The following is a 20,826-nucleotide window of genomic DNA, read 5'->3' on the forward strand; positions in this document are numbered from 1 at the left end:
GCAAAGAAATTTTATGCTGGAATGCTGTTATTTGGAATTTTGTATGAAACCATTATTCTTATTTGGCTTACTTATCAGTTTTTCTTCCATAAAGCCAAGTTATCAAATGTTTCAGAATATAAGGTTACAGATTATATCTCTATTCCAAGACCGGTGGGAAATGGGCAACATGGTAAAGCATGGTTTGCAGACGAACAAGAGATTCAATCCATAAGTAGTGATTTGAATGTTAAAACGCAAAATGAAAAAATTCAGTCTGGAATTGTTTTAGATTATAAAAGTAACATTGTCCGGTATATGAAAAATTTTGCTCATTCAATAACGATTGCTCTTACAGGAGCTGGTAAAACAAGAAGAGTACTTCTTCCTTCAATATGCTTACAGATCCTTGCTGGGGATAGCTTTTTCGTTACAGATGTTAAAGGGGAAATATTTTATTTAACTAGTAAATATGCAGAATCTCAAGGATACAAAATTGTAGTGATTGACTTTATTAATCCGGAAAAGTCGATGCAGTATAATTTTTTGCAACCAATTATAGATGCCCTTAAAGAAGGAAAGAAAAAGTGGGAAAAACAAGTAAAAGAACTGGTTCAAGAAATTGAGGAAATAAAAAAGCAAGAAAATCCTTCGCCAGAAGACGTTAGTGCCCTAGTCGCAAAACGTAAGGATTTGGAAAATGACTATTCTTGGACGGATCAGGCACAGGAGTATACGTGGGACTTAGTTTCTACAATGGTTGGAGAAGCAAAGGGGGAACCGCTTTGGTACAACGGAGAAACATCAACGCTTGCATCTTCAATTCTTGCAGTATGTATGGAAGCTCCTGAAGAATGCCAAAATTTATATAACGTGTATTGTTTCCTGGCATACATGAGTAAGTATTATCAAGAAATAGGGAAAAATCTGTTAAGTACATATTTGGCAAGGCTTCCAGATACACATCCGGCAAAACTAATTTATATGCAAGCTGAAGTTGCAGAAGTTAGAACAAGATCTTCATTCAATACTTCCGGGCTAGGTACGTTAAGACTGTTTTCATCCAATAAAATAGGAAAAATGAGTATGAAAACAGAGTTCAACTTAGAAGACATTGGAAAACAGAAGACAGCGATATATTTTATTGTCCCGGATGAGAAAACAACCTATCACCCATTAGCTTCTCTTTTCATGGTTCAACTTTATATTAAACTTGTTGAAGAAGCCAGAAAATGCGGTGGTAGCCTGAAACAAAAAGTTGTATTCGACTGTGATGAGATTGGAAATTGCCCCAGAATTCCTATTCTACCGGCAATGGTTTCTGTAGGACGTGGACGAGGTATATCTATAAACCTTGTTGTTCAAGACTATCAACAAGTACAGGCAAAATATAAAGATGACTTTGAAACGATTAAGAGCCAGTGTAAGTTAAAAATTTTTCTTCAATCTGACGGAAAGGAAACATTAAAGGATATATCAGAAAGACTTGGGGACTATACTACTGAAAATCCTAATGAGTCATCATCACGTTCAACGGAAGTTGGAAGTAGAGCAACTATATCCGGTGGATCAGGACTTACCGGAAGGCGATTGCTATTACCTAGTGAATTAGCTCTATTTGAAAAACCGGATGCTCTCGTAATGGTGACTGGGCACCGTCCATTTGTGTCACATCTGCCGGATATTTCGGAGACCGAATTCAATAACTTACTTGGATTGGGTGATGAGGAATTCACTAAAAAATTTATCCTGGACTATGAAAATAGCAGAAAAGAAAGAGATGATAAGCCATTAAAACAATGGGGGATTTGGATTAAAGAAAAAGAGCAAATGGAAGATAAGATTAAAAGTCTTATGGAAAAAACAATGTGTAGAATGTAAAGGAGAAAAATCATGAAAAACATTTTGAAAAGAGTAGATTTTTTGATACAGGCATTGATCCTCGGAGTATGGAGTGTGTTAATTGGATTTTCAGCTTATGCAGGTTCTTTTGAAACAAGTCTAAAGAATTCAAAGCTTTATACAGGTACTTTAGACATTCTGAAGGGTTCTATGAATGTTCTCTTAGTGCTGGTTATCCTAATTACAGCAGTAGTAGCTTTAATACATGGAATTGGTTGGGTTACGGCTGATCAGCATGATAAACCATCGAAGCGTAAAGCACTGATAACAACTCTTATAGTAGGAATTGTTGTAGCGTGTATTCCATCAATCGTTTTGATAATTGCGAATGTTTATGGAGCGAAAGGGACGGAAAATTTACCAACAAATGCCATATATCCAATATTTAAATATTGGAGGTAATTATTATGGACTTTCTTTTAAAAGCTTTAACAAAATTTGCTGCAAATGTAACGCTCCAGATTGTAAATATGGCCACTAGCGCGCAGTTATCACAGTTTAAAAATGCAATTTTTAATTTTGTACAGAACGAACTTGTGGTTGCTTCTCATAATACAATGCTTGTAATTTCTATAAGCCTAATTGTGTTTTTTTCAGTAAAACAGATATTCGATGTATATATATTAGAGATGTCTGGAGATCCAGAAGCAAGTCCTATTAATGTATTAGAAAGAGCAACTTATGCTACGGCAATTACATCATGTTCAACATGGATATTTTATAGCTTTTTAAATTTTACAGCATTACTAGCGACACAACTTGTTGAAAAAGATCAAGAAATAGATTTGAGCCAATTAAATATGACTATAGAGAGTATTCTTAGTGCTATGACTGCTAACAGTTTTTTGATAATTCTTTTCTTCTTTAGTCTAGTTCTTGGAATGTTAATTTTCTCCGTTATTGCTGTGATAAGAGCCGTCGAACTTGCAATGATGTATATTATTTTGCCTATATTTTGTGTTGAATTATGCTTTACAAATCGTGAAAGACTGAAAGGACTTATTACAAATATAGTTGTTACGGGAGTTTATTATTCACTTCAGCTTCTTTTATTTAAGGTTTATTTGATCACATTGGGTTTTACAATGACTGGAATTGTTTCTAACTCGGATTCCCCCCTTAGTATCAGTGCTTTTACATCTTTAGGATTGTTAATTGCGGTTTTAAAGTCGCCTAAATGGTTGGAAAAATTTGCTTATAATTCCGGTGTTGGAGATAGTGTTAAGAGGGGAACTTCCGCCACTATTCAAACTATTGGAAGAGTTATTCTAGGGGGTGCTTAATGATTTTGCTAACTGAGGAAAACGTTATCAATGAAACAAAAGAATATCTTGAAGGTGGACTTTATTCAAATAGTTTAAATGGATTTATATCTGATTTTACTGAGTTATTTCTTCTACTTATGATTATCGGATTGTCTCTGCGTCTTATTATTGGAGGAATTAAAGCAATTAATGAAGAAAATGGATTAAGTAAATTCTTGAAAGCAAGTAGAAAAAAAGTGATAGCAGTAATTATTGGGATATGCATGGAAAGCATCATTTTAATAGTTAAGGGGGTGTACAAATAGTGGAGTCTAAAAAACATCTTTATATTCCAGTTAAAACCCTTGATGCAGATGATTTTATAGAGGGTATTGGAATTCTAGAACTAGCTATCTGTGGAGTGTCTCTTGTCATTATTTTGATTATATCTGTGATTCTTGCCAAAATTTTTATAAATAATTTGGTTGGAATAGGATTTGCGATTTTTTCCACAATTGTAACTGTAAGTATAATTCGTCGAGATAGTAGTAATGAAAATTTAATTCAAAAAATTTTCATAATTTTACGATTTATCAGAAAACAAAAGATATATCTTTTTGAAAGGAATGGAGAGGAGATTTCATGAATAAATTACTGGAATATCTTTTTCATAATCCTCTATATTTTTTACCTTTTATTTTACTTCCGGTTTGCATTATTTTTCTTGGAGTTGCTTCGGTTAAAAAGAAATCCATGAAAAAGAGTAAACAAGAAGTCAAAGATGTAGAGGAAATATCGAAAGAAAAAAAGACGGCTAATTCACTAGTAGACGTTGCTGATATTGATGGTTGTTTTTTATATCGAAAAGATGACTATATTCTTGGATATTTAAGAATCGGTAGTATCAACTTGGAACTTTTAAGTAGTGAAGAACTATTAGCTCTTACGCAAAGGCTTTCTATGTCGTTTGAAGGTGATCGGAATAATTTTGATTACTTTACATTGCCTTCTCAGGTAAACCTAGACCCTAATAAAGATTTCATTAAAGAAATGAGACAGGGAACAGATGATTTAGGGAAAAGAAAAGGGCTTACACTTATGATGCAAGAGATGACGAGGCTTTCTACTTCAGGAGAAAACTTTGAACACCAGCATATAGTAAAGCTTTGGAAAAAAATAGGTTCTAATATTAAAGATACTGAAAAAGACTTAAGGAATCGCTTATCAGATTTCCGGGAAAGGTATCAAGCAGTAGGAATTCCTTGTGAAATTCTAAAGGACAAAGAAATTATCAAGCTTTGTAATCTTTTTGGAAATCCTTTACAAGCACCATATACAGGAGAAGTGTCCAAATTTGAAAACTATCCCTTCATAAAGGAGACCAACTAGGATGTTTGGAATAAAAGAGAAGAAAAAATCTAAGACAATTAAAAAATATGCTAAAGAAGTGAATCAAAATATATTGAATATGATAACACCTTCAGGTGTTGATTTTGATCGGTCGCACTTAAATGTTTCTGAAAACATTGGAACAGTTCTTTGTATCAGTCGTTATCCGGCAGAAGCCGGATTCGGCTGGCTCACAACAGTCTGTAACCTTGAATCTACACAAACAAAAATAGAATTTAGGTATACTGCACCGGACAGACTCTCAAAACAGCTAAATAAAAGACTTAGTGAGCTAAAAGAAGCTATGGAGCTTTCCAAGGAAGAGTCTGAAAAGCAGTCTTTAAATAATGCAATAGAGAATTTAAAAGAATTAGTAAATCGTATTGTAGTCAAAGGGGAACCGGTTGGCTATGTAAACATTCTGCTATATATAACGGCTGATAATAGGGAAGAGCTTTTAAGTAGATTAAAAAGAGTTCAAAGTGCTTTGTCGATTGTAGAGTGTGGAACGAGGACTTTATTGTTTAAACAAGATTTAGCCTTTTCTACACTGTCCCCGTATGGGCTTCCTAATTATGAAAAAATTAGTAATGTGGGAGAACGTCCCATGCCTATTAGTACGTTCTTTGGGGGCTTCCCTAATGCTTCATCCGGTCTAAATGATGTTAGTGGATATTATCTAGGAAAAACGAAAGAACAACGTTTGGTTATTCTAGATCAATGGATAAGAAGTAAGGATAGAACCAATTCTAATTGGATATTTACCGGTGTTCCCGGAGTAGGAAAATCTACAGCAGTAAAAGATATATTAGCGAAAGAATATTTTTACGGTACGAAAGTAATTATATTCGATCCGGAGAAGGAATATGTAGATCTATGTCATAGTGAATATATCAACGGAGATGTTATTGACTGTGTATCCGGAGAAAGTGGCAGAATCAATCCCTTACAAGTAAGGGTGACCGGGAAAATCACAAAGGACGATTTAGAATCCGGAGAAATTCTTGAAGAATATTACGGAGAACATATAGGATCTGATCTTGCCTTATACCTCCAGCAATTGCGATTATTCTTTGCTCTATACTTTGGGAAAAAAGAATACTCTTCAGATATTGCTACGATTCTTGAAATAACACTTATTAAGTTATATGAGGATTTTGGAATCACTTGGGACACAGATATCTCCAAGCTAAAGAACGAGGATTTTCCAATCATGGAAGATTTATATGAGCTTTCTAAAAAACTAGCCGATGAAGAGACGAATCCAGTTTATAAAGATCTTCGTACTGCTCTTTCTTTAAAATTATATAGTGCCGGAAAAGGAGCAGATCAATTTATCTGGAATGGTTATACCACCCTTAATCCGAAGAGTAATTTTATAGACTTAAATGTTTCTAATCTCCTAGATAGTGATGAAAACGTTAAAAAGGCACAATTCTATAATCTAATGATGTGGAGCTGGCATGAGATGTCCATAAATAGACAAGAAAAATGTTTGTTTGCAGTAGATGAAGGCTATTTATTTGTTGATGATGAATACCCGGATATGATGAAGTTTTTACGTAATATATCAAAACGTGCAAGGAAATACGAGGGTGGATTACTTTTTATAACTCATTCGGTGGTAGATATATTGGATCCAGCTGTCAAAAGATATGGTCAAGCTATCATTGACAATGCTTGTTATAAATTCCTAATGGGTACAGACGGAAAAAATCTACGAGAAACACAAGAGCTTTTTAATCTCTCTGATAAAGAGCTTGCAGTACTTTCAAGCAAAGAAAGAGGAAGAGGAGTATTTATGTGTGGATCCATGCGTATGAATCTTTCTATTGATCTTTCAGATGATATGCTAGAAATGCTTGGAAAAGGTGGAGGGAGATGATGAATGGCTTCCTTCAGAAAACACTTCGTTATATTCTTTTAACAGAAAATGGGCATAAAATCTTAAAGGGATTACTGATTATCATAGTCGGTTTAATGCTTTTACCAACAATATCGTTTTCCCCTGTTGCAGGATTCGTAAATGGAGTAAAAAACTTCTTTGAAGGAGAAGGAGATTTAGAGGATGATACTGATATTTCTGCATTTTTAGGAGACGAATTCTCTATTATAGAGATGCGGTATTATAAGACTGTTGAAGCTGTAAGAGCAAAACATGTAGAAGAAATTAGTGAAGAACAAAAAAGTCTCGCAGAATCAGTTCGAGAAGAACATAAATATACTGTAATAGTTACGGATGATAAAGGGAATGAACATGAAGAAACTCGCTATCCCACAGTAGATACTCCTCTTCCAAATCCGCCGATGGTTAGTGTTCTTGCATATTTTTGCACGACAGAAGAGATACAAATAGCGAACGGAAAGAACAAAATAAATGAAAGTAAAATAAAAGAGTTTTATCAAAAAATTGTAAAACGTCCTTTTCGAGTTATTGAAAGGAGCCAAGACCATTATATTGTAATGGTTGAGTATATGACGGAACAAGAGATTACCGAGTCACTTAAATCTGAAGGTGTTTTTAAAGATGAAGGAGATGTAGATCTTTTCGAAACCTCTATTGAAAGAATCAAAGAATTAATTGATGAAGCTGGAGGATTTAAATATGATGGTGAAGCTGTTGGTCAAATTAGTAATGTTGAGATTGCTAAACAAATATGGGATTATTTTAAAGGTTTAGGATGGTCGGATTATGCTACTGCGGGAATTATTGGTAATTTTGAAGCGGAATGTAGTTTACAGCCTAATTTACAGGAAAAAGGTGGAACCGGCATAGGACTGGGACAATGGTCTCATGGACGACGGAAAGCATTTTTGGCATGGCTAGAATCGAATGGAAGAAATATTTCTGATATTACTGCACAATTAGATTACCTTATTGTAGAAAATACTTGGTATGGAGGAAAAATCACTTTATACAAAAGTGGAGGACTCACCCATACTAGTAAGGCAAAATCTTTATCTGAATTTTCTACTTATCAATATAGTTCCGTTCAAGAAGCAACTGAAGATTTTCTTTGGCACTGGGAAAGCCCTAATTATCAAAAGGCACAAATAGGAAGAAGAATAGGTTCAGCTAATCAAGTTTACAATCTTTTTGCTTCAGGCGGATCCGGTAATATTTCTAGTAGTTCTAAAAAAGGAAAGGATCCAACACTGTATTTTCCAGCTGGGAATCTTCCTAGAAATGCATCTATGGCTGAAAAGCATATGCAAACAATTAGTTTTCGTAATTCTAAGGGAGTGATGAGGACTGTTAAAGTTAATTCTTCAATTGCTACTGATTTACAAACAGCATTACAAGAGATATCTGAAGCCGGATATGAGATAAAACAAATTGGAGGATACTCATTTAGGCAAAAAGTAGGATCCAATGGATTATCTTCCCATTCATACGGACTGGCTATTGATATTAATTGGGATTACGGTAATCCCTTTATCAAAAAGGGAAAAATACAGGCTGGCACCAGATATTTATCTCATGAATTATCCATGACAGAAGGGAGCATTCCTGTTCGAATATTGGAAGCTCATGGTTGGATATGGGGTGGACATTGGACTCATTCTAAAGATTATATGCATTTTTCTATTACAGGAGATTAGAAACAAAAAAATTCGCTACATAATTAGATGTAAAAATCATGCAATAATGGTAGAATTTAATAAACTTGTATTTGTTGATTCAGTAATAGAGAGGAGTTTTTTGTGAAAACGTGTAGACTATTTAAAACCTTTATAGTGCTATTTATTTTCCTATGCATCCCATTTTCTTTGGCTTATGGTAAAGAAGCTAAAAACTTCTATATAGATCCTATATTTGAGGGAGAACCGTTGTTTACCGGAATGGAGGTTTATGTAGAAAAAGACGGGAAATTCTTCGCCTTATACCAAACTATGGATTATTCAGATTATAGGTATTCTACGCATCTGGAGAAAGGAACATACACATTTCAGTGCCGAGTAATGTACAACACAAAAGCCCGGTATAAAGTAGAGCCTAAAAGCATTACATTAGTAATTGATGATAATAATTATTTAAAAGAAAACAAACTGCAATTTACTGTAATAAATAGAGACTGGAATCCGGAAGGATTAGAAGAAACAGAATCTGTGCCTGCTGATCCTGATATTGAAACATTGCCGGATCCTCCAGAGTGGTCAGATAAACAATTAGAATCTTATTTTGCATTAAGTGATGAAGATAAGAGCAAAGTCTTAGAAAGTCAGAATCAAGAACGGTGGATAGAGGAAAGCATCTGGGAAGAGAAAAATAGCTTTATTACAAAATATAACATTGAGCCGGGAACCAATTTATTAGGAGAAAGCGGAGATGGGGATATGCATTGGAGTCCGGATGATGTTGATGCAGATGGTCTTCCTAAATCCTCAAACACGGAAACCAATGAAATAATAGATGAAGAATCAAAATCAACAGATTCACTAGAAGGTATGGAAAGTTCTGAGAATTCTTCTGTTCCTTACATAGAGTCTAATAGTAGTGAAGTCCAAAAGAAAAGTAGAAATCAAAATATTATATTTGTCTTTTTAGTTTCTCTAATTGTTGTATTTGGTATTAGTTACTTTATGGTGAAAGGAAGGAAAAACAATCATGGAGAAGAGTCCTAGTTCACTCAAATTTCTAAAGATTTGTATTTATATTGTAATTACTATTTTTGTTCTCTTTTTATCTTCTACACGACCGGTAAAGGATAAAGGGTATTCGATGCAAGACTTTATAACCATATTAGAAGGGGGAAGTAATGGATAGATCCATATTATATATTTCCAGTAAAGCCTTAAAAATGACTTTGGACTACAGTATTAAAGATTCAAGTCTTCTAACTATAGATAGTAATAATCAAATCTCAAACCATTTCAATCTAGAAGATTTTATGAAGAAAAAGGCATTTTACTTTTCGGAACGCGATATTGATATTTTTGCAATAGATCTTTCTGCATTGGTTGATAAAGAAGATAAAATATTAGATTTAATACGTTCTTTCTTAACGCTCAATGAAAATATCCGCATTGTAATCATTGCACCGGATGCGAATCCTGGAGATGCCATTCTGGCAAATCTATTTGCTCTTGGTATTCGTAATTTTGCAAGTGGTAAAGATTTTGTATTGCTTAAACAAAACTTGGATAAATGCTTCTCTGAAGAAGGTATGTCTTACAAGGATGCTGTAGAATATCAGAAACTGAAGGATGCTTCAGCAGTAGAACATACGGAACTAAAAGAAATTAACTATGTTACAATTGGAGTAACTGGAGTTGATAGAAAAGCCGGATCTACTCATAACTCAATTGTTATTGCAAATCAGCTTAGAACCCTTGGATATTCTGTAGCTTGTTTCGAGTTTTCTCCACATCAGGATTTTGAACGAATTAGAAAAGGAGAAGAAATCAAAGGTGGTGGGGAAAAATTCTTTACCAGCAGAAACATAGATTTTTATCCTAATGCTTCAGAAAGCCTGATTGAAGAGGTTAAAAAGGACAAGCACTACCATTTTCTTGTACTAGACTTTTCCGGAAATACAGAAGAAATTCAATTTTTTAATAAGTGCCATATTAAAATAGTCCTTGCTAATATTCAGTCTTGGGAGATAGATAAGTTGGTGCAATTCTATAACAGGTATGATGAGGAAGCTAGAAAAGAGATTTCTTTCTATATAAATTTTTTACAAGCAGATAAAAAATCTCTTGAGAAAACTTTTAAAACACAATTTCATTTTGTCGGGTATGCTCCGGATCCCTTTAATACACCGGAATTTCCGGGATTGAAGGATTTGCTATATCCCTTTACTACCGGTGTTAGAAAGAAAAAGAAATTTGAATTTCCATTCTTTAAAGGGAAGAAAATAGCTGTATTATAACAATCAGATTAGTTTCCTGAAGAGGTATATATTTCATTTAATGAGCATAGCGTTTTTTAGCGATATACTGTATATAAGAAAACAGATATACAAATTATATTTTTATAGTTCCCTGTTTTCGGTAACGAAATCAAAACGCTAAAAATGAGTCTGTCAATGGTATCCCGAAGGGTCTTGGAATTAGCTGATTCCAAGACCATTGACAGATGAAAAGCGTGTATGCGGAAGGAGTAATGTATGGAAACCAAACACAGTGATGAGTTTTTATCTAATAAGGAATGGCTTCAAACTGCATTAAGTTCTGAAAAGGTAATTCTAAGGGGGATATCTGCTTTGGAGTATTTACAACTTTTTCCGGGCTATATTGGAGAAAAGAATATTGAGGTCTATTCTTTAACAGAAGGACAATATTCTAATATTCAATATAGCATTGTAAATAGCTTTGATGGGATAGAATATTTGGATGATGGTATTGTTTTATGCTCAACGCTTGAACAGACTATCAAAGATTTTATTAGAGATTATGACACATCAGATACTCATGTATTAGTTGAAGCTTTAGGAAATTATTATTATTTCAATAATTTTACATTTGATAAATTGATTGTAGATACTGACCAAGTTCTATTTGATGAAGTTAAGGAATGGGCTATAGGATTCGTGCAAGGAGCCAATTATGACTGAAAAAGAAGAATTAATGTATTCTATTTTAGCAGAATTAAATGATAGTGGAATTCCTCTTATATTCAAAGGTGGGCTAATTAGTAATCTATTTCTTCAAGAGCAATCATATAATGATGTATATAGAATGACTAAAGATATTGATGCCAATTGGGTTGGAATTCCTCCTACACTTGAAGAATTATCTTTATCTATAGCAAATGCAATTAAGGATAAGCATAGTAACTTAGAAGTTAAAGTAACCCGACCATTTGGTGAAAAACAATCAGCTAAAGTGGTATTTACTGATGTACATTCAGGTCTTGATTTGATTTCTATGGATATCGATATACATTGTGAATCCGGACGAAGAATTTATTCTTATGGAACTGCCAGTTTTAATGGCATTTTACCCATTGAAATATTACTTGACAAAATTTCAAGTTCTTCTACAGACTTAGTATATAAATGGAGAACTAAAGATCTATTGGATGTTTATATGTTTTGTCATTGTTTTTCTTTTAAAATAAAAGATATATTTGACTATAGTAAAAATAATAAAAGAGAAATTAAGGACTTTTCTGCTTTTTTCCAGAAAAGAAGTCAGATTGAGCATGCTTACAATAAACTTTTTAGTATTATTGGTAAGCCGGAATTTGATGAAGCGTATTCATTTCTTGCGGAATTCTTTACACCATTTAGAAAAGGGATTCAAAAAGACTTCTTCTGGAATTCTGAAAAATTAGAATGGCAAGATAGTTCTAAATACTTAGATCTTACTAAAGCATTTGTTTTAAATAAGAATGGAGAGGATATCCTAGAAGGAAAATTATATGATGTTGGAAGTAAATTTCTTTTAGATTGCTTAGAAAGTAACTTTAGTACTGTATATTTAAAATCTCCGGTATTTCAAGAAAAAACAATTATATTTGAACAAAAAGGAAATATTATCTGTGCAAATATAGATTCGTTGTCTGAAGAATATGATTTAAAGACAAATAAAAATTTAAAACATGAAATTTCAGCTTTTCTAGATAAAGCCGAAATTATAAAAATCATTGATTCTAATAATATCTTAGAAGAACATTCTGAAAGAGTAATTACGGCCAATGATACGGTTCATGATAATGAAGTTGCTTCTCTTAATCACAGAGATAATTCTTTTGATATTGAGAGGTAATTTATTATGCGAAAAGTTAGAAAAGATTCTCATGGAAGAGTACTTAGAACCGGAGAGTTTGAACGATATGATGGGATTTATGTATTTCAAAAAACTGTTTGCGGAAATAAGAAAACAATCTATGCATCTTCCTTGGAAGCGTTAAGACAGAAAGTATCTGAAGCTATAGAATATCGTTTTGATGAGTTAGGTAAAAATCTGAAGTCTATAACTTTAGATAAAGCTTTCGAACGCTTTATGCTAAGTAGAATAATTAGAAACACTACAGCATACGTTCAAAGAAATTTATATGATCACTATATAAAAAAACGACTTGGTAAAAAGAAAGTGAATGAAATTACTCATTCTGATATTCGGCAATTACTCATTTATCATTTTACTGAAAAGCATTTATCATTGAACACAATTAAATCTATTCAGGGAATGCTCCATGCTATTTTTGCTCTTATGGTTAGTGATCAGGTTATTACAATTAATCCAGCTCAGCAAGCAATGAAAGCTTTAGCTCACGCAGAGGGTAGTAGTCTAAGAGAAGAATCAAATGGGCAAAAAGTTTTAACGACTGATGAAGAAAAAGCATTTCTTATGTATGCAAAAGAAACTGATTCTTTCTTCTATCCGTTATGGCTTTTTATGTTAAGCACAGGTGCAAGAGTGGGAGAAGCTTCTGCAGTTTGCTGGGATGATATTGACTTTGAAAAAAAACTTGTTTCAATAAACAAAACTTTAGTCTGTTCTTATAAAGGAAAAGAGCGAATTTTTTCATTTAATCCTACCAAAACAAAAAATGGTGTCCGGAAATTACCGATTCTTTCAACGTTATATGCTGTTTTAGAAAAAATGAAGAATGATAAAAGCATAAGAAAATCCTTCCCTCATGAGGACAACCTTTTAATTAATGACCAAGAACTGATATTTTATTGTATAGTCAACAACAGAATAAGAGCAGTTTCAAATTTTGATGTGAATCATGCATTAAAAAAGCTTATCACGAATTATAACTCGGATAAGCTTTTTAAAGAAATGCATCCAGGTGTTCCAACTTCGCTTCCGTTGTTTTCATCTCATGCTTTACGTCATACCTTCTGTTCTAGGCTTTGTGAAAATGAGGTGAATTTAAAAGTCATCCAAGAAATTATGGGACATGGCAATATTCATATGACTATGGATGTATATGCTCAATCAAATGAAAAAAAGAATAGTTTATCTCTTTTACAATATGAGAAAAAAATACTAGGGGAATAAGTAAAAAAATATTTATTTTCTCTTGTATTTTATCATTTTTTATCTTAGAATAGCTACAGGAGAGAAGTTTGTTTAACCATATAACAATAATCTATGAAATTTATCATATAATTATTTTGTTTGTATGGAATTTTAATTATATTGGCTTATTCTAAGGAAATATCTGCTTAGCAAATAACTACTGTAGTTTTTTATGTAGCTTATGATATTGATTTTCCCAAAAAACAAGCCCAACAAACTTTTCGACGAGTTTGTTGGGCTTGTTTTATTTTTCATTATTTTTTGAAAAAAAAGAGACCCCAGTAAACTGCACCGGGGGCTTAGAGAAGTTTGTTTGTTTAAAATCTAAGCTATTTAAGCTTACTGAAATATAGAAGAAATGTCAAGAGGGATGATCTATGAAAAAGATATTAAGTGTAGTAAATAACAAAGGCGGTGTAGCTAAAACGACTAGTATTTTGATTTTTTCTGAATTGCTTGCTTATTTGGGTAAAAAAGTATTAGTCGTTGACCTTGATGGGCAAAGTAATTTGTCCTTAGCTTTACATCAGTATATCGAAGATACGTCCGCAAGTATTGCCGGAAGAATTGCTCCAAGTAAAAAGAATATTTCTGAAATTTTCAAAGAAAGACCAAAGAAGAAAGAGCAACTTTTAGACTTCATCTATCCTACACCAATAAAAAATATCTCTATTATACCCTCAAGTAAAAGGTTTAATTCGATAGAGTCAAATATGGATCCATGTTTTAAAAGTCCTTTCATTCTAAACAAAGCTCTTACTGCTATTAAGGAAGATTTTGACTTTATCTTGATTGATAACGCACCTGCATTAGATTTTTTTACTTTAAATTCTATTGTGGCTAGCGACTACATTGTTACTCCTATTAGAGAAGATGGGTTTTCTAAAAAAGGATTATTTGAAATCATGGAGACAATAAACAATTTAACAGAGGAATATGATCTTTCATTAACTTTCCTTGGGGCTTTTCTTACACAAGTAAATCCCTCGACGATTGCAGTAAAAGAACGAATCAGAGAATATAAGGAATCTATTCCGGATTATTTCTTCAACACTTATATCAGAAAAGATACAAAGATTGCTCAGATTGAAAGTGAATTTATACCAATTCTAGAGCATAGCTTAGACAGTAATGCTCTTTTAGATTATTCGCATTTGTTACTGGAATTAGGCATTTTAGATGATTTATCAAAACAGCGTTTAGAAATGAGTTTATAAAAAGAAAGGAATTAGTAAATGAAAGAAAAATTCAAAAAGCTTGATATTCAATCTACTGGGGAATTTGGCTTACAGGATGTTAAAGCAGATTCTCTCCTACTCTCGTCTGAGACTTACGATGATAGTATGACAGAAAATCAAGTTGAAGATTTGGGAAGTACTTCCCAAAAACAATCTTTAAACCCTTCTGGAACTCGTTTTCTAACCTTTAATAAGGAATCTATGGGGGAAGCATTTGAAGCATTCAATGGTAAAAATCCTTTTAACTTTAAACGAATTCCCCGGGAGAAAATTGTCTTTAACGAAAATAATGATTTTTCAATGGAGAATATTGAGGAATTGGCAAACAGTCTTTTAAAAAATGGATTGGAGCATAATTTAACCGGGCATTACGATGATGATAGAGACCTTTATATTCTTGAAAGTGGAGAAAGAAGAATCCGTGCATTAGACTTACTAAATTCTAAATTTGGTTCTGTAACACGGATTAACGAATTGCCGGAAAGTGAACAAGAGAATTTTGTTTTATTTAGAAGCAATATTTTACCTCTTCTAACAGAAGGCATTCCCTTTAAAGTTAATTCTTTTTCGAAAGAACATAACGACGAGAATGGAAATAGACTTGATGAAATTCGTTCGGAATTAAGGAAATACGCTACAAATTTAGATGTCCGTCAATTTACACCAAAAGAAAGATCTGAATATATTTCTAAAGTGAAAAAATTGCTGGAGGAGGAAGCTTCCCTTTTAGGGAAAAATAAAGTTACAAAAGATGAAATTGCTGATGCCATTGGAATAAGTAGAAGGCAACTACATAAGTACGAGCTACTGGATTCCTTAATTCCAAGATTTAAAGAATTATTTGAAAATAAGAAATTACGGATTGAAGCAGTATCAACATTATCCGGATTAACAGAAGAAGAACAACAGGCTATCTGTAATCGTATAGATAGCGAAGACGATGCACAAGCTATTTCTTTTGTAATTCAGGATTATGTTGAAGCAAAGGAATGCAAGAAACAAGTAGCTGAAGAATTGGCAAATTTAAGTGAAAACCCTGTGTTATTTAAAGAAAAGCAAAAAGAAAAAATAGCAACAGGATTTAGCAGAAAAAGATATCTATTATTTTAAAAATGTTGTTACCTTTAGAAAAAAACTTGATGAATTACTCGGCGTAATTGAAAGCTTAACAGCAATTAGAACAAGCTCTCTTGATATCCAGGACGTTCTTCCATATTCCGATATTCTGGATTTAAAGGATAGTTTATTTAGCAATATTAATCAGTTTGAACAATGGATTAATTCGTATGAGGATAATTAGCTATGGAACAAGAAATCTCTACTATAAAAGCCGAATTTATTACTAAATTAGAGATAGAAGGAATTAATTTCCAGGGCTATGGAATTATTCCTAAAGCTGTAATGCTAGACCCGGATCTCACCTTGGAAGCAAAAGCAATTTATGCTTATTTCTGTAGCTATGCTGGAGCCGGAAATTCTTCTTTCCCGGGCAGAGATAAAATTCTTGACGATTTAAATGTTTCAACCGGAGCATATTATCGCCATTTGAAATTGCTAAGAGATTTTGAATATTTAAAAATCATACAAAATCGAAAAGGAGCATATTTTAAAAATACTTATATCCTTCCTCAACGTCTTGAAAGGTATGAAATAATAAAACCGATTGCTAATACAAGTATTTATGTAGAAAAGAATTTTGTTCAACATGAAAAATATAGCATGAAAGCATTTGGCTATGGAATGATTCCCAAGGCTGTTATGAAAGATCCACGTCTTACCTTAAAGGCTAAAGGTATTTATGCATATTTCTGTAGTTATGCCGGAGCTGGTGATTTTATTAGTAAATATAGAGATCAAATGCTCCGTCACTTAGGTATCGGAAAAGATAGTTATTATAAGCATTTAGACCTACTAAAAGAATACAGGTATATTCAGAGCGAACTGTATAAAAAAGAAGGAAATTTTTATGCTAAAACTTGTTTTATCCTTTGCGAATTTCCAAAAAGTAACGTAAATAAGCCATTTTCTCCGTGTATCAATTTTCCGGACACTGCTAATAATTTAGAAAATGAACAAGATGTTTTTCCAAACTCTTCGAGTGCTAAATTCCAGAGTCCGGAATATGAAGATACTGGTATTGAGGATACTGAAATCTTAGACAATAAAAGTAACTCTTTCAAAAGTAACTCTTTCAAAAGCAACTGCTCAGTCAGTCTAAAAACGGAAAAAATGGGAAGTACTTCCCATTTCGAAAACACTCAGACGGACGGACGGAACAATTTGCAAAAGGATAAATTACAAAATATTGATTGGAAAAGTGAAATCATAAAAAACAATGGAATCCCCTACTTCTTTGCTACTCAGCCGGATTTACTTCAAACTGTAATTAAAAATTTTCTTAATTACGAACAAAGAATAGAACTGCTGAAAGATCCTATTGAAAAAGATTGTTTATCATTAATTACCAATATGATTGTAAACCTTTGTTTGGCTGACGAGTTTCGCCCAGTAAAGGTTAGACGCATAAATTACGCTAAATTCATAGATGCTTTAAATAGAACATATGATAAAACGTTCCAAAGTCTTCAGCTTGAAGATGTAGCTGAAAATGTGTTAAAGCGTGTTTGCAAAAAAATAGAAAACGACGAGATTAAGAGTCCAACGCTATACATTGCATCGTCTTTATATGATGAATTACTTTCTGATAATTTTAGGCTCCATGCAAATCTTCGCAAAGATTTTGGAATATAAGGAGGGACTACGAGAATTAGAAAAATACAAGTTGCTAACGATGTATCTGGTTATCTTCACCCGAATAATAAAGATGATGATAATTATGTTCTTGAATGGTAGAAATGGGAAGTACTTCCCATTTAAAAAAAGGAGACCTATGGGCAACACAGGAAAAAACAAAGAAGATGTTGATGTTCATTTTAGGATGACTAAAGAAAATTTAGCAATGTTAGATGCTTGTGCAGAAGCAGAAGGAATCAGTAGAGCTCAGTTTGTTCGTGACAATATTCTAAAACTAATTCATGGCACGATATCACAATATGCCTTTTCAGAATTAGATGGCAGAATTCGTCAGACGGTTAAAGAATTATTAGATGCAAATTTTCAAAGCGAAATAGATTTAAAGAAAAAAATATTATCTGAGTTGGAAAGAGCAAATCTTATGTCTTTGAAAAATTATATTCTTCAAAATCCCGGATTGGATCCAACAGAATATAAAGCATATTATTACCAATCTAAAGGCGAAAGCCAGAAAATTAGCAAAGGACAATTACAAGTAGAAAGTTTGATTGAAAGAACAAGAATGGAGAACGATTTAAAAGCTTTAGACGATTGGAAGAAGGCTATTACAGAGGGAGAAGATGAATAATATTGTTGTATCTAAAATAAGGAGTGAGTCTCCAAACAAAAGGAATACGGCAGTAAAAACTTATAACTACTTGTATTATATTGCAACAAGAGAAGGAGTTGATTTATCTCAACAGTCTGAAAATGAAACATATCTACAATATATTCATGAACGACCAAGAAGCCATGGGTTGTTTGGAAATATTGAAACTGATGATATTGATTCTGTTTTAAGCAATATTAAGGAACGTTCAAAGAAGCAAGTTGTATTTCGAGGAATATTATCTCTTGATGAAAGGGATGCCAGAGATCTTGGGTTTCTTGATAAGGAAAATTGGAGAAAGTATCTTTCTCAAGCCCTTCCCTTAATAGGCGAAAAATTTGGAATACAGTCTGGAAATTTACAATGGGTAGCAGCTTTTCATAGGGAAAAAAATCACCCTCATATCCATTTTATGATATGGGATCAGAATATCAATAATGTTCAAAATAGCTTTATATCTCAACCACAGCAACATTATTGCAGAGAATTATTCTCTAAGCTGTTTACGGAAGAAGAAAGAAAAAGCCTGGCTAACAAAAAATATTTATCTCGTGAAGAGCTGATTAAAGACAGTAAAACTGAATTACAAATGTTAGTTGATGATATTACTTTTGAAGAAGCTCGTCCCTTTATTAGTAAAATTGATAAGGAGTACAGGCAGAAGTTTAGTAGTGCATTTTCAGAATTATTAGACTCTCTTCCAAGGGATAAATTGAATAAATTTCAATATTTATCACCTAGTAATAAAGAAAAAGTTCTTTCTGTGGTACAGGTTCTTTTGACGAATAAAGTCCTAAAAAGAGAATATGATGATTTTCTAAATTATCATTATAGGATTGCGAAGGACTATAGCCCAAGTAAAAAAGAAATCAAAGTTGCAGTTCTAAAAGCAAAAGAGGATATAGAAAAACGACTTTGCAACCTTGTTCTTAGAGAAATTAGGGACATGGGAAGTATTACCCAAGAAGAATCCCGGGAGGCGAAAGGCACTAGCCCGGTGGAACCCCAAGAGCCGAAAGGCACCAGCCCGGTGGAGCCTCAGGAGCCGGAAGGCACTAGCCCGGTGGAGCCCCAAGAGCCGGAAGGCACTAGCCCGGTGGAGCCTCAAGAGCCGGAAGGCACTAGCCCGGTGGAGCCCCAAGAGCCGGAAGGCACTAGCCCGATGGAGCCTCAAGAGCCGGAAGGCACTAGCCCGGTGGAGCCCCAAGAGCCAGATTACCATTCAAAACAAGAGGTGTCGTATCATATGTACAGATTAGTCAATACATTTTTAGATGCTTTACTTTATGCCAATAATACTAGAACCCCCTCTTCTGTTTATTCTTCCGGAAAAGACAAAGGCAATGTGAAAGCTCTTAGAGAGTGGAAAAGAGAACAAGGATTTTCTATGGAAAATAGTAATTATTAGAAATTGTAGCCATATGAAAAATGGCTTGTATCAATGGTTTTATCTGCATTTTATATATTTTGTAGCCGTATAAAATGGAAAAAACAACATTTGTAGCCACAAAAAATAATGCTATAAAACCGCATGGGTACTGGCTTTGCCAGTACCAGTTCAGGCGATGCGTAGCCGTCCTATTCCTGCCTCAAGAAAATTGGTCGTTTTTTGCCAATTTTATTGTGGACTATCATTAGTTTTTTTTGGCTCAAATGGGCTGGAAAATATATGTAAAATCCAAAGAAATTTGTGCAATGAAAGGAGAACAAAATGAACAAAGTAATTTTATCCGGAAGACTTGTAGCAGATCCTGAAACTAAATATTTCAACAAAGACAATGGTGAGGAATCTGCTGTTAGCCGATACACATTGGCTGTCCAAAGGATCGGAAAGAAAGAGGAACATGATTCAGCCGATTTTGTTCGCTGTGTATGTTTTGGAGTAAGAGCATCTTTTTGCGAGAAGTATTTAAAGAAGGGAATGAAGATGCTTGTGTCCGGATATCTGCATACCGGGAGTTTTAAAGATAAAGATGGAAAAACTGTATATACCACAGACGTTAATGTAGACGAGCAAGAATTTGCAGAAACAAAAAAGAAAGAAAACGAATCCAACTATGTTCCTGGAGAAGATCTTCCGTTCAATTAAAGAGGTAATGATTTATGCAAACTAAAGGAAAACTTCCAGCATTTTTGATATCCATTTTTCTTTCTGTGTTTTTGGCTATTTACCTTTCTTACTTAACGGATCAGGTTATTCGTCTTTTTCTCCGGATTACGCATACAGATATTTTAAATTTACATTTCTCTGTAAATCCGCTGGACATCCCGCAATACGCAAAGAAATTTTATGCTGGAATGCTGTTATTTGGAATTTTGTATGAAACCATTATTCTTATTTGGCTTACTTATCAGTTTTTCTTCCATAAAGCCAAGTTATCAAATGTTTCAGAATATAAGGTTACAGATTATATCTCTATTCCAAGACCGGTGGGAAATGGGCAACATGGTAAAGCATGGTTTGCAGACGAACAAGAGATTCAATCCATAAGTAGTGATTTGAATGTTAAAACGCAAAATGAAAAATTACAGTCTGGAATTGTTTTAGATTATAAAAGTAACATTGTCCGGTATATGAAAATTTTAGCTCATTCAATAACGATTGCTCTTACAGGAGCTGGTAAAACAAGAAGAGTACTTCTTCCTTCAATATGCTTACAGATCCTTGCTGGGGATAGCTTTTTCGTTT

The 20,826-nt window shown here is 33.4% G+C and carries 20 protein-coding genes; all 20 read left to right on the forward strand.

Translation table 11 applies throughout. The features are described 5' to 3' along the window. A partial coding sequence (locus tag HMPREF9625_RS11015) for a type IV secretory system conjugative DNA transfer family protein (RefSeq protein WP_016361595.1) occupies positions 1-1,860 on the forward strand: 1,860 nt, incomplete at its 5' end. 12 nt (positions 1,861-1,872) lie between these two features. Further along, positions 1,873-2,283, forward strand: coding sequence for a hypothetical protein (locus HMPREF9625_RS10880; protein WP_009535951.1), 411 nt, complete (start codon positions 1,873-1,875; stop codon positions 2,281-2,283). Between the two features lie 5 nt (positions 2,284-2,288). Then, the gene (locus tag HMPREF9625_RS10885; protein ID WP_009538063.1) at positions 2,289-3,164 is read left to right on the forward strand and encodes a conjugal transfer protein TrbL family protein; all 876 of its coding nucleotides are present in this window, start codon (positions 2,289-2,291) and stop codon (positions 3,162-3,164) included. Further along, entirely contained in the window at positions 3,164-3,451 is a 288-nt protein-coding gene (locus HMPREF9625_RS10890) for a hypothetical protein (RefSeq protein ID WP_009535933.1), read from the forward strand. Before HMPREF9625_RS10885 ends, HMPREF9625_RS10890 begins: the two co-directional genes overlap by 1 nt. Beyond that, entirely contained in the window at positions 3,451-3,771 is a 321-nt protein-coding gene (locus HMPREF9625_RS10895; RefSeq protein ID WP_009535934.1) for a hypothetical protein, read from the forward strand. Before HMPREF9625_RS10890 ends, HMPREF9625_RS10895 begins: the two co-directional genes overlap by 1 nt. Beyond that, on the forward strand, positions 3,768-4,514 hold the full coding sequence (locus HMPREF9625_RS10900; RefSeq protein ID WP_009535935.1) for a hypothetical protein: 747 nt from the start codon (positions 3,768-3,770) through the stop codon (positions 4,512-4,514). Before HMPREF9625_RS10895 ends, HMPREF9625_RS10900 begins: the two co-directional genes overlap by 4 nt. A gap of 1 nt (position 4,515) precedes the next feature. Beyond that, positions 4,516-6,399 carry a VirB4 family type IV secretion system protein gene (locus HMPREF9625_RS10905; protein ID WP_009535936.1) on the forward strand — a complete coding sequence of 628 codons (1,884 nt, stop codon included), beginning with the start codon at positions 4,516-4,518 and terminating at the stop codon, positions 6,397-6,399. Continuing rightward, a complete protein-coding gene (locus HMPREF9625_RS10910; protein ID WP_242822689.1) occupies positions 6,396-8,117 on the forward strand; it encodes a phage tail tip lysozyme in 1,722 nt (573 codons plus the stop codon). Before HMPREF9625_RS10905 ends, HMPREF9625_RS10910 begins: the two co-directional genes overlap by 4 nt. 102 nt (positions 8,118-8,219) lie before the next feature. Beyond that, complete coding sequence (locus HMPREF9625_RS10915) at positions 8,220-9,140, forward strand: hypothetical protein (RefSeq protein ID WP_009535938.1); 921 nt, start codon at positions 8,220-8,222, stop codon at positions 9,138-9,140. A gap of 134 nt (positions 9,141-9,274) precedes the next feature. Next, a complete protein-coding gene (locus HMPREF9625_RS10920) occupies positions 9,275-10,390 on the forward strand; it encodes a hypothetical protein (RefSeq protein ID WP_009535940.1) in 1,116 nt (371 codons plus the stop codon). A 237-nt stretch (positions 10,391-10,627) separates the two neighbouring features. Continuing rightward, positions 10,628-11,074 (forward strand): hypothetical protein, encoded by a 447-nt coding sequence (locus HMPREF9625_RS10925; RefSeq protein ID WP_009535941.1) that lies wholly within the window; start codon positions 10,628-10,630, stop codon positions 11,072-11,074. Further along, complete coding sequence (locus HMPREF9625_RS10930) at positions 11,067-12,230, forward strand: nucleotidyl transferase AbiEii/AbiGii toxin family protein (RefSeq protein WP_009535942.1); 1,164 nt, start codon at positions 11,067-11,069, stop codon at positions 12,228-12,230. The genes HMPREF9625_RS10925 and HMPREF9625_RS10930 overlap by 8 nt, the downstream gene beginning before the upstream one ends. A gap of 6 nt (positions 12,231-12,236) precedes the next feature. Further along, positions 12,237-13,475: a tyrosine-type recombinase/integrase gene (locus HMPREF9625_RS10935; RefSeq protein WP_009535943.1), complete on the forward strand. Its 1,239-nt coding sequence runs from the start codon at positions 12,237-12,239 to the stop codon at positions 13,473-13,475. Between the two features lie 398 nt (positions 13,476-13,873). Then, a complete protein-coding gene (locus tag HMPREF9625_RS10940; protein WP_009535944.1) occupies positions 13,874-14,713 on the forward strand; it encodes a ParA family protein in 840 nt (279 codons plus the stop codon). Positions 14,714-14,731: 18 nt separating this feature from the next. Further along, positions 14,732-15,844 (forward strand): ParB/RepB/Spo0J family partition protein, encoded by a 1,113-nt coding sequence (locus HMPREF9625_RS10945; RefSeq protein WP_009535945.1) that lies wholly within the window; start codon positions 14,732-14,734, stop codon positions 15,842-15,844. Positions 15,845-16,036: 192 nt separating this feature from the next. Next, entirely contained in the window at positions 16,037-17,485 is a 1,449-nt protein-coding gene (locus HMPREF9625_RS10950; protein WP_009535946.1) for a helix-turn-helix domain-containing protein, read from the forward strand. A gap of 139 nt (positions 17,486-17,624) precedes the next feature. Beyond that, positions 17,625-18,116, forward strand: a complete 492-nt coding sequence (locus tag HMPREF9625_RS10955; protein ID WP_009535947.1) for a type II toxin -antitoxin system TacA 1-like antitoxin — start codon at positions 17,625-17,627, stop codon at positions 18,114-18,116. Further along, a complete protein-coding gene (mobP3, locus tag HMPREF9625_RS10960) occupies positions 18,109-19,545 on the forward strand; it encodes a MobP3 family relaxase (protein WP_009535948.1) in 1,437 nt (478 codons plus the stop codon). Before HMPREF9625_RS10955 ends, mobP3 begins: the two co-directional genes overlap by 8 nt. Positions 19,546-19,848: 303 nt before the next feature. Continuing rightward, a complete protein-coding gene (locus tag HMPREF9625_RS10965; RefSeq protein ID WP_009535949.1) occupies positions 19,849-20,226 on the forward strand; it encodes a single-stranded DNA-binding protein in 378 nt (125 codons plus the stop codon). A gap of 14 nt (positions 20,227-20,240) precedes the next feature. Beyond that, the coding region (locus HMPREF9625_RS10970) for a hypothetical protein (RefSeq protein ID WP_016361597.1) at positions 20,241-20,826 on the forward strand (586 nt) is incomplete at its 3' end.

This window comes from Oribacterium parvum ACB1 (genome assembly GCF_000238055.2).
Lineage (GTDB): Bacteria > Bacillota > Clostridia > Lachnospirales > Lachnospiraceae > Oribacterium > Oribacterium parvum.